The organism is Streptomyces sp. NPDC060209 (genome assembly GCF_042728155.1).
Classification (GTDB): Bacteria; Actinomycetota; Actinomycetes; order Streptomycetales; family Streptomycetaceae; genus Streptomyces.
Window position 1 is genome coordinate 1 of sequence record NZ_JBHWZS010000247.1, and the last position, 12,629, is coordinate 12,629.

Below are 12,629 nucleotides of genomic sequence, written 5' to 3' on the forward strand. Positions count from 1 at the left end.
CGGACTTCACCACGTCGGCCAGCTGCCCGGCCACGGCGCGTGCCTGCTCCAGATCGGCGGCCTCGACCATGACCCGTACGAGCGGCTCGGTGCCCGACTTGCGCAGGAGCACGCGTCCGGTGTCACCCAGCTCACGCTCGGCCAGGGACACCGCGGCGGCCAGCTCGGGCGAGGTATCCACACGGGACTTGTCGACGTCCGGCACGTTGATGAGGACCTGCGGGAGGCGCTGCATCACGCCCGCCAGGTCGGCGAGCGTACGTCCGGTGGCGGCGACCCGGGCCGCGAGCATCAGCCCGGTCAGCGTGCCGTCACCCGTGGTGGCGTGGTCCAGGACGATGACGTGGCCGGACTGCTCGCCGCCCAGCGCGAAGCCTTCGGCCTTCATCGACTCCAGGACGTATCGGTCGCCGACGGCGGTCTGGACGAGCTGGATGCCCTCCCGCTCCATCGCCATCTTGAAGCCGAGGTTCGACATGACCGTGCCGACGACGGTGTCCTTGCGCAGGTGACCGGCCTCGCGCATGGCGAGGGCGAGCACGGCGAGGATCTGGTCGCCGTCGATCTCCCCGCCGGCCGCGTCCACGGCCAGGCAGCGGTCCGCGTCGCCGTCGTGCGCGATGCCGAGGTCGGCGCCGTGCTCGACGACAGCGGCCCGCAGCAGCTCGAGGTGGGTGGAGCCGCAGCCGTCGTTGATGTTCAGGCCGTCCGGTTCGGCACCGATGGTGATGACCTCGGCCCCGGCCCGGGCGAACGCCTCGGGCGAGACACGGGCGGCGGCGCCGTGTGCCTCGTCGAGGACGACCTTCAGGCCGTCGAGCCGGTTCGGGAGGACACCGATGAGGTGGGCGACGTAACGGTCGAAGCCCTCCGTGTAGTCGGTGACACGGCCCACGCCGGCGCCGGTCGGACGGGCCCAGGGCTCGCCGGTGCGGTGCTGCTCGTAGACCGTCTCGATGCGGTCCTCCAGCTCGTCGGCGAGCTTGTGACCGCCGCGGGCGAAGAATTTGATGCCGTTGTCCGGCATGGCGTTGTGGCTGGCGGAGAGCATGACACCGATGTCCGCGCCGAGCGAGCCGGTGAGGTACGCCACAGCCGGGGTGGGCAGCACCCCGACCCGCAGCACGTCCACGCCGGCGCTGGCCAGGCCCGCCACGACGGCGGCCTCCAGGAACTCTCCGGACGCGCGGGGATCGCGGCCCACCACGGCGGTCGGCCGATGCCCCTCGAAGGTGCCGGCCTCGGCCAGTACGTGCGCCGCCGCGACCGAGAGCCCGAGCGCGAGCTCGGCTGTCAGGTCCGCGTTGGCGACACCGCGCACGCCGTCCGTGCCGAAGAGTCGTCCCACTGGTGTCCTCCGAAGGTGCTCCGAAACCACAAAACCAAAGTAAACAAAACAGGGCAAAGCGAGGCAAGGCACAGCGAAGAAGGGCGCACCTGAAGCTGCCGACCCTATAAACGTGCAAACGTCTTAAGCCGTTATACGCCCGCGAGGGCTGATAAACGAACGCCCCAGCAGCACGGTGTGTGCCGCCGGGGCGAACGTGTAAAGCAGACGAGCAGGCGATTTAGCGCTTGCTGTACTGCGGGGCCTTACGGGCCTTCTTGAGACCGGCCTTCTTGCGCTCGACCGCACGGTCGTCCCGGGAGAGGAAGCCGGCCTTCTTCAGCGCGGCGCGGTTGTTGTCCACGTCCGCCTCGTTCAGCGCGCGGGCCACGCCGAGGCGCAGGGCACCGGCCTGACCGGAGACGCCGCCACCCGAGATGCGGGCGATGACGTCGTAGCGGCCGTCGAGCTCGAGCACCTTGAAGGGCTCGTTGACTTCCTGCTGGTGCACCTTGTTGGGGAAGTAGTCCTCAAGGGTGCGACCGTTGATCTTCCACTTGCCGGTGCCCGGAACGATCCGGACGCGGGCGATGGCGTTCTTGCGACGGCCAAGGCCGGCCGCGGGCTGCGGGTCGCCGAAGCGGCCTGCGAGCGACTCGGAGGTGTACTCACCCTCGACGGGGACCTCCGACTCGAAGGTGGTCACCTCGGCGAAGGTCTCTTCGCCCTCGGTGCCCTCGACGGGCGTCTCAACAGTGGTCTCGGCCACGATTCTCCTCAGATCTTTCTTTACGTCTTTGGGGGGAGGCCGGAACTACTGCGCGACCTGGGTGATCTCGAACGGGACCGGCTGCTGCGCAGCGTGCGGGTGCTGGTCACCCGCGTAGACCTTGAGCTTGGAGATCATCTGACGACCCAGGGTGTTCTTGGGGATCATGCCCTTGATGGCCTTCTCGACAGCCTTCTCGGGGTTCTTCGAGAGCAGCTCGTCGTAACGCACGGAACGGAGACCGCCCGGGAAGCCCGAGTGGCGGTACGCCATCTTCTGGGTCTTCTTGTTACCGGAGAGGTGAACCTTCTCGGCGTTGATGATGATGACGAAGTCGCCCATGTCCATGTGGGGGGCGTAGATCGCCTTGTGCTTGCCTCGGAGGAGGTTCGCAGCCGTGGTGGCCAGACGGCCGAGGACGATGTCCTCGGCGTCGATGATGTGCCACTGGCGAGTGACATCGCCGGGCTTGGGGCTGTACGTACGCACTTCGTAGCCTTCGCTTCTTCAGTGGATGAGGTCCAGACACATGGCACCTCTGAAGCGACCATGCAGCTGGGGCCCACAGTGCCGGGCACCTGCCCGTATGCGAGCCACTGGTAACTGCTCCAGGGAACCTACGTAAGGGCCCTTCGCATGAGAACGACGAAGCCAATACGTATAACAATCCTCGACAGTACCCGCCCCGCCCCGGACGGGTCAAAACGCGTCGGCCCTACCGTGCGCGCTCCACCCTGCGCTCGTCCCAGACGGGCTCCGTGGACTCCCGCACCACCCCGTCCGAACCGAAGACCAGGTAGCGGTCGAAGGACTTCGCGAACCAGCGGTCGTGCGTGACGGCCATGACCGTCCCGTCGTAGACCTCCAGCCCGTCCTGGAGGGCCTCGGCCGACTCCAGGTCCAGGTTGTCCGTCGGCTCGTCCAGCAGCAGCGCGGTCGTGCCGGCCAGCTCCAGGAGCAGGATCTGGAACCGCGCCTGCTGTCCGCCGGACAGCTTCTCGAAGGCCTGGTCGCCCTGACGCTCCAGCTCGTAGCGCCGCAGCACCGACATCGCACCCCCGCGGTCCTTGGCGTGCTCCGTCCACAGGATCTCGACGAGCGTCTTGCCGAGCAGCTCCGGATGGGCGTGCGTCTGCGCGAAGTGGCCGGGTACGACGCGCGCCCCGAGCTTCCACTCTCCGGTGTGCGCCACCGGCTCGCCCGCCAGGAGCCGCAGGAAGTGCGACTTCCCCGACCCGTTGGAGCCGAGCACGGCGACCCGCTCGCCGTAGTAGATCTCCAGGTCGAACGGCTTCATCAGCCCGCTCAGCTCCAGGCCGGTGCACGTCACGGCCCGCACCCCGGTCCGCCCGCCGCGCAGCCGCATCCTGATGTCCTGCTCACGGGGCGGCTCCGGCGGCGGCCCCGCGTCCTCGAACTTCTTGAAGCGGGTCTGCATCGCGTGGTAGCGGTTCGCCATGTCGGGGCTGTTCGCCGCCTGCTGCCGCATCCGCAGGACGAGCGCCTTCAGCCGGGCGTGCTCCTCCTCCCAGCGCCGCAGGAGCTCCTCGAAGCGCGCGAACCGTTCCTTACGGGCCTGGTGGTACGTGCCGAATCCGCCACCGTGCACCCATACGTCCGAGCCGGCCGGGCTGGGCTCCACGCTCACGATCTTCTGGGCGGCCCGGGACAGCAGCTCCCGGTCGTGGGAGACGAAGAGCACCGTCTTGCGGGTCTCCTTGAGCCTCTCCTCCAGCCACCGCTTGCCGGGGACGTCCAGATAGTTGTCCGGCTCGTCCAGGAGCAGCACCTCGTCCGGGCCGCGCAGCAGTGCCTCCAGGACCAGCCGCTTCTGCTCACCGCCGCTGAGCGTGCGCACCTCGCGCCACTGCGCCTTCTCGTACGGGACGCCGAGCGCGGCCATGGCGCACATGTCCCACAGCGTCTCGGCCTCGTACCCCCGCGCCTCCGCCCAGTCGCTCAGCGCCTGCGCGTACGCCATCTGCGCGGCCTCGTCGTCCACGGTGAGAATGCGTTCCTCGGCCGCGTCGACGGCCTTCGCCGCCTCCCTGATCCGGGGCTGGGCCACGGACACCAGCAAGTCGCGGACGGTCCGCTCGTCCCGTACGGAACCCACGAACTGGGCCATCACGCCGAGCCCGCCGCTCACCGAGACCGAGCCGCCGTGCGGCTGGAGCTCCCCGGCGAGCAGCTTCAGAAGTGTCGTCTTGCCCGCCCCGTTCGCGCCGACGAGGGCGACGACGGCTCCGTCGGCCACCCGGAACGAAGCGTCGCCGAGCAGCACCCGTCCGTCCGGTAGGTAGTACTCCAGGTGGCCCGCTTCAAGATGTCCCATGCACAGCATTGTCACGGCTGCCGAACCGTTGACCCAACCGGATTACGGTCGGTCTAGGATTCGCCGCATGAGCTTTGGGCAAGGGGGGCCCTCCTGGGGGCCGGGAGAGAGCCGGACTCCGGACTGGTCGGCACTGGCGGATGCGTCGGCCGCACGCGGCAGGCGCAAGAAGTGGCTGCTGATCGGCGGTGGCGCGCTGGCCACCGCCGCCGTGGCCGCGATCGTCGCCACGGCGGTCGTCACGAGCAACGGGGGCGGCGGCGCCTCCGGATCGGACAAGAACGCGAGCGAGCTGCCGGCCCCGGCCGATCTGCCCTCGGACACCTCCGCGCCAGGGCCTTCCTTCTCCTCGGTCGCACCGCCGCCCCCGCCGGACCCGAAGGACTACATAGCCGACGAGAAGAAGGACAAGGCCCCGGTCACCGTCGACGCCTTCTTCCCCGGCAAGAAGCTGACCATGGGCGACCGCGTCTACGCCAAGGGCGCCACCGCCCGTACGACGGACTGCGTCACGACGACCCAGGGCGCCCTCGGTTCGATCCTCGACGGCAACGGCTGCGACCAGGTCATCCGCGCCACGTACAGCAAGGACGGCATCGCGGTCACCGTCGGGCTCGCCGTCTTCGGCACCGAGGCGGAGGCCAGGAAGGCCGCCCAGCAGGCTTCCGGCGGCCTCGCCTCCCTCAGCGGTTCGGGAGTCCCCACCTTCTGCCGCGCCGGATCCGTCTGCCGCCGCACCGCCAACTCCTACGGCCGCTACGCCTACTTCACGGTCGGCGGCTTCATCAGCGGGAAGAACGTCACCACGGCGCACAAGGACGTGTACGCGGTCGGTGACGACCTGACCGACTTCACCTTCCGCCAGATCCGCCACCGCGGCGAGGTCCAGGCCTCGGCGGCCGCAGGGGCCCCCGTCACCTGACCGTCCGTACGTCTCCCCCACGCACCAGCCCCGCCACTCCCCTCCAACGAGGACCCGCCGCCGTGCGTCTGACCACCCTCTTCACCATCCCGCGCGTCCTGCGCCACAGCGACGCGATAGGCGCCGACCTGCCTCCGGACGACGCCGTGGTCCTCGACGCCCCGGACCCCTCGCTGCGGGTCGCCCTCGCCGCCGCCGCGTCGGGCGACCACGCCCCGGTCGCCGAACTGCTCGCCGGCACCCGCGAGCACGCCCAGTGGGAGCGCAGGGACACCTGCGTCTCCCGCCTCGCCAGGGCCTCGCTGCATCACCCGGGCTGGCTGGACAGCTGGCTGGAGGAGTCCCCCGAGGACCCCGACGCCGTGCTGGTCAAGGCCGACCAGTACATCTACCAGGCCTGGCAGATACGGACCGGGGCCCGCGCCAGACACGTCGAGGCCGACCAGTTCCGGGCGTTCCACGCCGTTCTGCGGGACTCGGTGCCGGTGATCTCCGCCGCGGCCGAGCTCAACCCCGACGACCCGGTCCCGTGGCGCATCGCGCTGACCCAGGCCCGGGGCATCCAGGCCCCGCGCGAGGTCTTCGACACCTATCTGGCCGAGGCGAACGCACGCGATCCGCACCACGAGGGCTGCCACATCCAGGCGCTCCAGTACCTCTGCGCCAAGTGGTACGGCTCGCACGAGGAGATGTTCGCCTTCGCCGAGCGTGCGGCCGGCCAGGCACCTCCCGGCTCCCGGCTCCACGCGCTGCCGCTCCAGGCCGTCGTGGAGTACCTGATCACCGACGAGGAGACGCCCGACCCCGACCCGTACACCCCGCGCGCCGAGGCGGCGGTGACCCGCGCGCAGGCGCTGTCGGACAGCTACGCCCCTGGAGACCGGGAGGCCGCCGGCTTCCGCAACCACCTGGCCCTCGTCCTGTGGTCGATGAACCGCTACGAGGAGGCGCTCACCGCCTTCCGCAGCATCGGGGTGCACGCCACCACCTTCCCGTGGACCTACTTCGGCGAGGCCCGCGCGGAATTCCTGGAGGCCCGCTCCGACACCCGCGTCGAGCTGGCGATGAAGATCCCCTTCTTCCACGCCTCCCCCGAGCCTCCGGCCGCGGGCACACCCGGCTGGGAGCGCGAGCTGGCACCGCGGTCCGTCGCCATCGCCTCCACCGGCCCCACCGAGGTGGCCCAGGCCGCCCTGATCTGCGGGCACAGCCTGCGGACGGCCCCGGCCGGAAGCAGGCACACGTACGTCGAGATCGTCCCGGACCCCGTGCGCGGCAAGCGCGCGGTCCTGCTCCCCGAGGACCCCCTCACCTCGGCGGCGGAGAACTTCACCACGGCCGAGGACTGGCCCGCCCTGGTCCTGCGCCGCACCCCGGAACGCAGCAGCTTCACCCTCATGCACCGCGGCCGGAAGGTGACGGGCCACGCCTGGGAGACCGCCGCCCCCGCGACCGACCACGCCGAGGCGACCGCGACGGCTGCCGCGCTCGCCCGTGTGTACGGGCTCACCGACCCGCGTCCACTGGCCCACGTCCTGCGGGCCGCCGGCGATCCCGCCCGCCACCAGAGCGAGCTCGTCGCCGCCCTGGGCCTTCCGCCGCTGCCCGCCGGGTACGGCGGCGAGCAGGAGGTCCTCGCGGAGCTCCCCGGCGCCCGGGTGCTGGCCCGGCGGGGCTTCCTCGCGGGCATGCGGGACACCATGACCACGAAGGACGGCGTCCACCCGGAGACCCCACCGCAGGACGAACCGCACCCGGCCCGCTGGTGGGTCCTGCGCTCGGCGGCACTGCTGTTCTTCACCGCGGCGGCGGTCTACGCCTGGTGGACCCCGGACATCGGCTGGTTCCGCTCCACCGTGTCCAGCGCCGTCGCCCTGTACTTCGCGGCCAAGCTGTTTCGTGCCCTGCGCCGCCGGCCGGTCAGCAGCAGCCGACCCCCGGCAGCGTCCTGACGTTCCGCGCCTCCAGGGCCCTGGCCGCCAGCAACTCATCGGCCGGATAGGCCACTTCCTCCAGCGTGAGCCCGTGCGGCCGCACCACGTGCACCGCCGGATCCCGCACCTTCGCCGCCAGCACCTCGGCCGGCCACCCGGCCGGGCGGCGTCCGTCCCCGACGAACAGGGCCGCGCCGATCAGCGCCCGCACCATGTTGTGGCAGAACGCGTCCGCCTGCACGGTCGCCGTCAGCACGCCGGACTCCGCGTCCCGTACCCAGTGCAGCTTCTGCAACGTACGGATGGTCGTGGCACCCTCACGCTTCTTGCAGTACGCGGCGAAGTCGTGCTCCCCCACCATCAGGGCGGCCGCCTCGTTCATCGCGTCCAGGTCGAGCGGCCGGTCGTGCCACAGCACATGGCCCCGGGTCAGCGGGTCCACACCGCCCGGCCGGTCCCCGACCCGGTACGCGTAACGCCGCCACAGCGCGGAGAAGCGCGCGTTGAACCCGGCCGGGGCCTCTGCCGCCCGCCAGATCCGCACGTCCAGCGGCAGGCGCCCCGCCATCCGCCGCAGCAGCTTCTCCTCGTGCTCGGCCCACACCTCGGCCGGCAGGTCGACGTGCGCCACCTGCCCGCGCGCGTGCACCCCCGCGTCGGTGCGCCCGGCCACCGTCAGGTCGTACGTCACCGATGACCGCGTCACGGTGCGCAGCGCGTCCTCGATCTCGCCCTGCACGGTGCGCCGGCTGGTCTGCTTCGCCCAGCCGGAGAAATCCTTTCCGTCGTAGGAAAGGTCCAGCCGTACCCGTACGAATCCGGGCTCTGCCTCGTCACTCACCCGAAGATCCTCTCAAAACCGAACGGGCCCGCACCGCCCCGAAGGGAGATGCGGGCCCGTACCTGGGTCTCAGAACGCTCAGGCGTCCTTGGACTCCTCAGCGGCGGCGTCGGCCGGCTTGGCGTCCTCGACGGTCTCGGCCGGAGCCTCGTCCTTCTTGAGGGCGTCTTCCTTGACGGCGCGCTTCGTCGCGGCCTCGGCCTCACCGGTGGCGGCCTGCGCCACGGTCAGGGCCTCGACGAGCTCGATGACCGCCATCGGGGCGTTGTCGCCACGACGGTTGCCGATCTTGGTGATGCGGGTGTAACCACCGGGGCGGTTCTCGTACCGCGGGGCGATCTCGGTGAAGAGCGTGTGCACGATGCCCTTGTCCGTGATCGACTGCAGCACCAGGCGACGGTTGTGGATGTCGCCCTTCTTCGCCTTGGTGATGAAACGCTCGGCGACCGGACGCAGGCGGCGGGCCTTGGCCTCGGTCGTGGTGATGCGGCCGTGCTCGAACAGCGACTTCGCAAGGTTGATGAGAAGAAGCTTCTCGTGCGCAGCGCTGCCGCCCAGACGGGCACCCTTGGCGGGCTGAGGCATGGTTTTTCTCCTTGTGTGCTGCACCGGCCGTATCAGGTACCGGTGTCAGTTCCCGCGAGGCGGCCGCCCCGCGGAAGTTCTTGCTCGCCCGAGGCACCTATCGGGCCTCAGCCGGAATCAGGCCCGGCACGGGGCACCCAGGAGACCCAGGCACCCCGCCGGAAGTGACTCAGTACTGCTCGGTCTCCACGAAACCGGCGTCCGCGTCGTCGTCCGCGCCGAACGCGTCGGCGGCGGCGGTCGGGTCGAAACCGGGAGGCGAGTCCTTGAGCGCGAGGCCCATACCGGCCAGCTTCGCCTTGACCTCGTCGATCGACTTCGCACCGAAGTTGCGGATGTCGAGCAGGTCCGCCTCGGAGCGGGCCACGAGCTCACCCACGGAGTGGATGCCCTCGCGCTTGAGGCAGTTGTACGAACGGACCGTGAGCTCGAGCTCCTCGATCGGCAGCGCCAGATCGGCGGCGAGCGCGGCGTCCGTCGGGGACGGACCCATGTCGATGCCCTCGGCGTCGATGTTGAGCTCGCGCGCCAGACCGAACAGCTCGACCAGGGTCTTACCGGCCGACGCCATGGCGTCACGGGGACGCATGGCCTGCTTGGTCTCGACGTCGACGATCAGCTTGTCGAAGTCGGTGCGCTGCTCGACACGGGTCGCCTCGACCTTGTACGTGACCTTGAGCACCGGGGAGTAGATGGAGTCGACCGGGATACGGCCGATCTCCTGGCCCACCTGCTTGTTCTGGACGGCGGAGACGTAGCCGCGACCGCGCTCGACGGTCAGCTCCATCTCCAGCTTGCCCTTGCCGTTCAGCGTGGCCAGGACGAGGTCCGGGTTGTGGACCTCGACACCGGCCGGCGGGGCGATGTCAGCAGCGGTGACCAGGCCGGGGCCCTGCTTGCGCAGGTACATCACGACCGGCTCGTCGTGCTCCGAGGAGACGACCAGCTGCTTGATGTTGAGGATGAGGTCGGTCACGTCCTCCTTGACGCCCGGCACGGTGGTGAACTCGTGCAGGACACCGTCGATCCGGATGCTGGTGACAGCGGCACCGGGGATCGAGGAGAGGAGCGTGCGACGCAGGGAGTTGCCGAGGGTGTAACCGAAGCCCGGCTCAAGCGGCTCGATCACGAACCGGGAGCGGAACTCGTCGACGACCTCTTCGGTCAGCGACGGACGCTGAGCGATAAGCATGTGGTGATCCTTCAGTCGTGGGCACCCACTATTTGATGCCCGACAGATGAAACAAGGGTACGGGCGGCACGCCCCCGAAGGGGCATACCGCCCGGACCCACGCTACTGACGCACGGCCGTCACCGGCCGTAGCGGATCAGACGCGGCGACGCTTCGGCGGACGGCAGCCGTTGTGCGGCGTCGGGGTGACGTCCTGGATCGAACCGACCTCGAGGCCCGTGGCCTGGAGGGAGCGGATCGCGGTCTCGCGGCCGGAGCCGGGACCCTTGACGAAGACGTCGACCTTGCGCATGCCGTGCTCCTGCGCGCGGCGGGCGGCCGACTCGGCGGCCATCTGCGCGGCGAAGGGGGTGGACTTGCGCGAGCCCTTGAAGCCGACGTGGCCGGCGGAGGCCCAGGAGATCACGTTGCCCGAGGGGTCCGTGATCGAGACGATGGTGTTGTTGAACGTGCTCTTGATGTGGGCGTGCCCATGAGCGACGTTCTTCTTTTCCTTGCGACGCACCTTCTTGGCTGCGCCCTGACGACCCTTGGGGGGCATGTCTTTACTCCAGATGGAGAGGGGAGGTGATCGGTCCTACAGCGAAGACCGCTGGTTTCCGCGAACGTCCGGTGGCCCGGACACCCGCAGTACGTCCGCTGAGGACTACTTCTTGCCCGGCTTCTTCTTACCGGCGATGGCGCGACGCGGGCCCTTACGGGTACGCGCGTTGGTGCTGGTGCGCTGACCGTGGACCGGCAGACCGCGACGGTGCCGGATGCCCTGGTAGCAGCCGATCTCGATCTTGCGGCGGATGTCGCCCTGGATCTCGCGGCGAAGGTCACCCTCGGTGCGAAGGTTGGCGTCCACGTACTCGCGGATCTTGACCAGGTCCTCTTCGGCCAGGTCACGAACGCGGGAGTTGGGGTTCACGCCGGCGGCGGCGAGGATCTCCTTGGACCGGGTGCGCCCGATACCGAAGACGTAGGTGAGGGCAACCTCCACGCGCTTTTCGCGCGGGATGTCAACACCTGAAACGCGTGCCATTCAATGGCTCCAGTTGTCATTTCGGGGGTCTTCCACAGTGCCACTCCCGAACGCCGACCCCACCCGCATGGGATGAGGTGGTACGTCCAGGTCCCCGGCCCCCGCCGGAGGTGTCGTCAGCCGAAGCTTGGACGGGCTCTGCGTATGTACGTTTACGTGCGTCGCGCGAAGAACTGCGAGATGCAGGTGGTCGTGCTTCAGCCCTGGCGCTGCTTGTGGCGCAGGTTGTCGCAGATGACCATGACCCGGCCGTGACGGCGGATCACCTTGCACTTGTCGCAGATCTTCTTGACGCTCGGCTTGACCTTCATGGGATGTCAGGTTCTCCGGGTCAGTGCCCTCACCACGCCGAAGCGGGATGGCGGCAAGATCTACTTGTAGCGGTAGACGATCCGGCCACGCGTCAGGTCGTACGGAGACAGCTCCACGACGACCCGGTCATCCGGGAGGATGCGGATGTAGTGCATCCGCATCTTGCCGCTGATGTGCGCGAGGACTTTGTGACCGTTCTGGAGTTCCACCTTGAACATGGCGTTCGGGAGGGACTCGATCACGGTGCCCTCAATTTCGATGGCACCTTGCTTCTTGGCCACGCTTCGCCTTTCGAATCGGCTACCTTGATCGACTCTCTGCACAAAGTGTGCAGACATACGGGCACACTGATGCACGAGAGCCGACGAGTCAGTCTACGTCAGCGGACTCCAAAAGACGAATCCGTCAAGTTTGCCCACTTCCCCTGATCCTTAGACACAGATCAGCCGGACAGTCCTGGTGGGCGTCAGCCGCCGGTGCGGCGGGTGGGCGTCAGCCCAGCGGGTCCGGTGCCGCCTCGACGCCGTACTGGGCGAGCCTCGCCCGGCCGCAGTCCGGGGCGGTCAGGACCAGCGGGCCCTGCTCCGTGAGGGCGATCGAGTGCTCCCAGTGCGAGGACCAGGTGCCGTCGGTCGTGAGGACCGTCCACTCGTCGGCGAGGACCTTCGTCTGCGGCGTGCCCAGGGAGACCATCGGCTCGATGGCCAGACAGACACCCGGGACCAGCTTGATGCCCTTGCCGCGCTTGCGTGCGACGTAGTTCAGCAGGTGCGGGTCCATGTGCATCTCGGTGCCGATGCCGTGGCCGCCGTAGTCCTCGATGATCCCGTACTTACCGGTCGCCGGACGGGGCTGGCGGCGGATGTAGGACTCGATGGCCTTCGAGATGTCGACGAGCCGGTTGTTCACCTTCATCGCGGCGATACCGGCCCACATGGACTCCTCGGTGACCCGGGAGAGCTCGACGAGCTCCGGAGCGTGGCCGGTGCCCACGAAGGCGGTGTACGCCGCGTCTCCGTGCCAGCCGTCGATGATCGCCCCGGCGTCGATCGAGATGATGTCGCCGTCCTTGAGGACGGTCTTCTCGTCCGGGATGCCGTGGACCACGACATCGTTGACCGAGGTGCAGATGGTGGCGGGGAATCCGCCGTAGCCCAGGAAGTTCGACTTCGCGCCGTGATCGGCGATCACCTTGCGTGCGACCTCGTCGAGGTCCTTCGTGGTGGCGCCGGGGACGGCAGCCTCGCGCGTGGCGGCGTGAATGGCAGCGACCACGAGGCCCGCCTCGCGCATCTTCGCGATCTGCTCGGGGGTCTTGATCTGCACCATCGCTGGGCGCCTCTCTGCGTACGAAGGGGAACGGTTTTGGCCGTACTCCACGATAC

Annotated in this window: 14 protein-coding genes; 2 read left to right on the forward strand and 12 right to left on the reverse strand. The window is 69.2% G+C overall.

The features are described from left to right. From glmM to ACFWFI_RS32735, 4 genes are all read right to left on the reverse strand, one after another. On the reverse strand, window positions 1–1,348 hold a 1,348-nt coding region (gene glmM / locus ACFWFI_RS32720; protein ID WP_387397336.1), incomplete at its 3' end, for a phosphoglucosamine mutase. Between the two features lie 220 nt (window positions 1,349–1,568). Continuing rightward, on the reverse strand, window positions 1,569–2,096 hold the full coding sequence (rpsI, locus tag ACFWFI_RS32725) for a 30S ribosomal protein S9 (RefSeq protein ID WP_203182001.1): 528 nt from the start codon (window positions 2,094–2,096) through the stop codon (window positions 1,569–1,571). Window positions 2,097–2,141: 45 nt separating this feature from the next. Then, window positions 2,142–2,585 carry a 50S ribosomal protein L13 gene (gene rplM / locus ACFWFI_RS32730; protein WP_031096418.1) on the reverse strand — a complete coding sequence of 148 codons (444 nt, stop codon included), beginning with the start codon at window positions 2,583–2,585 and terminating at the stop codon, window positions 2,142–2,144. A gap of 226 nt (window positions 2,586–2,811) precedes the next feature. Beyond that, window positions 2,812–4,431, reverse strand: coding sequence for an ABC-F family ATP-binding cassette domain-containing protein (locus tag ACFWFI_RS32735; protein ID WP_387397341.1), 1,620 nt, complete (start codon window positions 4,429–4,431; stop codon window positions 2,812–2,814). Window positions 4,432–4,498: 67 nt separating this feature from the next. Between ACFWFI_RS32735 and ACFWFI_RS32740 the strand changes: the two genes are divergently transcribed. Together ACFWFI_RS32740 and ACFWFI_RS32745 are read left to right on the forward strand one after the other, a co-directional pair. Further along, window positions 4,499–5,353, forward strand: coding sequence for a hypothetical protein (locus ACFWFI_RS32740; protein WP_387397344.1), 855 nt, complete (start codon window positions 4,499–4,501; stop codon window positions 5,351–5,353). Window positions 5,354–5,415: 62 nt separating this feature from the next. Continuing rightward, window positions 5,416–7,305: a hypothetical protein gene (locus ACFWFI_RS32745; RefSeq protein ID WP_387397345.1), complete on the forward strand. Its 1,890-nt coding sequence runs from the start codon at window positions 5,416–5,418 to the stop codon at window positions 7,303–7,305. Here ACFWFI_RS32745 and truA read toward each other — a convergent pair. The 8 genes from truA to map all read right to left on the reverse strand — a co-directional run bounded on the left by truA (window position 7,274) and on the right by map (window position 12,573). Beyond that, window positions 7,274–8,128 (reverse strand): tRNA pseudouridine(38-40) synthase TruA, encoded by an 855-nt coding sequence (gene truA / locus ACFWFI_RS32750; protein WP_387397348.1) that lies wholly within the window; start codon window positions 8,126–8,128, stop codon window positions 7,274–7,276. The two genes, ACFWFI_RS32745 and truA, sit on opposite strands and share 32 nt — an antisense overlap. 78 nt (window positions 8,129–8,206) lie before the next feature. Beyond that, complete coding sequence (gene rplQ / locus ACFWFI_RS32755) at window positions 8,207–8,713, reverse strand: 50S ribosomal protein L17 (protein WP_056796563.1); 507 nt, start codon at window positions 8,711–8,713, stop codon at window positions 8,207–8,209. 169 nt (window positions 8,714–8,882) lie between these two features. Next, the gene (locus ACFWFI_RS32760; protein ID WP_003966937.1) at window positions 8,883–9,905 is read right to left on the reverse strand and encodes a DNA-directed RNA polymerase subunit alpha; all 1,023 of its coding nucleotides are present in this window, start codon (window positions 9,903–9,905) and stop codon (window positions 8,883–8,885) included. A 136-nt stretch (window positions 9,906–10,041) separates the two neighbouring features. Further along, window positions 10,042–10,446: a 30S ribosomal protein S11 gene (gene rpsK, locus ACFWFI_RS32765; protein ID WP_003956432.1), complete on the reverse strand. Its 405-nt coding sequence runs from the start codon at window positions 10,444–10,446 to the stop codon at window positions 10,042–10,044. Window positions 10,447–10,551: 105 nt separating this feature from the next. After that, window positions 10,552–10,932 (reverse strand): 30S ribosomal protein S13, encoded by a 381-nt coding sequence (gene rpsM, locus ACFWFI_RS32770; protein ID WP_031096399.1) that lies wholly within the window; start codon window positions 10,930–10,932, stop codon window positions 10,552–10,554. A 197-nt stretch (window positions 10,933–11,129) separates the two neighbouring features. Continuing rightward, complete coding sequence (gene rpmJ / locus ACFWFI_RS32775; RefSeq protein ID WP_003956441.1) at window positions 11,130–11,243, reverse strand: 50S ribosomal protein L36; 114 nt, start codon at window positions 11,241–11,243, stop codon at window positions 11,130–11,132. A 60-nt stretch (window positions 11,244–11,303) separates the two neighbouring features. Beyond that, the gene (infA, locus tag ACFWFI_RS32780) at window positions 11,304–11,525 is read right to left on the reverse strand and encodes a translation initiation factor IF-1 (protein ID WP_003956442.1); all 222 of its coding nucleotides are present in this window, start codon (window positions 11,523–11,525) and stop codon (window positions 11,304–11,306) included. A 211-nt stretch (window positions 11,526–11,736) separates the two neighbouring features. Further along, a complete protein-coding gene (gene map / locus ACFWFI_RS32785; protein ID WP_387397351.1) occupies window positions 11,737–12,573 on the reverse strand; it encodes a type I methionyl aminopeptidase in 837 nt (278 codons plus the stop codon). Window positions 12,574–12,629: the final 56 nt, after the last annotated feature.

Excerpts from the sequence above, each read along its gene's own strand:
- ACFWFI_RS32740 (WP_387397344.1), top strand. The coding sequence starts at position 4,499 with ATGAGCTTTGGGCAAGGGGGGCCCTCCTGGGGGCCGGGAGAGAGCCGG.
- rplQ (WP_056796563.1), bottom strand. The coding sequence starts at position 8,713 with ATGCCTCAGCCCGCCAAGGGTGCCCGTCTGGGCGGCAGCGCTGCGCAC.
- rpsK (WP_003956432.1), bottom strand. The coding sequence starts at position 10,446 with ATGCCCCCCAAGGGTCGTCAGGGCGCAGCCAAGAAGGTGCGTCGCAAG.
- rpmJ (WP_003956441.1), bottom strand. The coding sequence starts at position 11,243 with ATGAAGGTCAAGCCGAGCGTCAAGAAGATCTGCGACAAGTGCAAGGTG.
- rpsM (WP_031096399.1), bottom strand. The coding sequence starts at position 10,932 with ATGGCACGCGTTTCAGGTGTTGACATCCCGCGCGAAAAGCGCGTGGAG.
- ACFWFI_RS32760 (WP_003966937.1), bottom strand. The coding sequence starts at position 9,905 with ATGCTTATCGCTCAGCGTCCGTCGCTGACCGAAGAGGTCGTCGACGAG.
- map (WP_387397351.1), bottom strand. The coding sequence starts at position 12,573 with ATGGTGCAGATCAAGACCCCCGAGCAGATCGCGAAGATGCGCGAGGCG.
- ACFWFI_RS32735 (WP_387397341.1), bottom strand. The coding sequence starts at position 4,431 with ATGGGACATCTTGAAGCGGGCCACCTGGAGTACTACCTACCGGACGGA.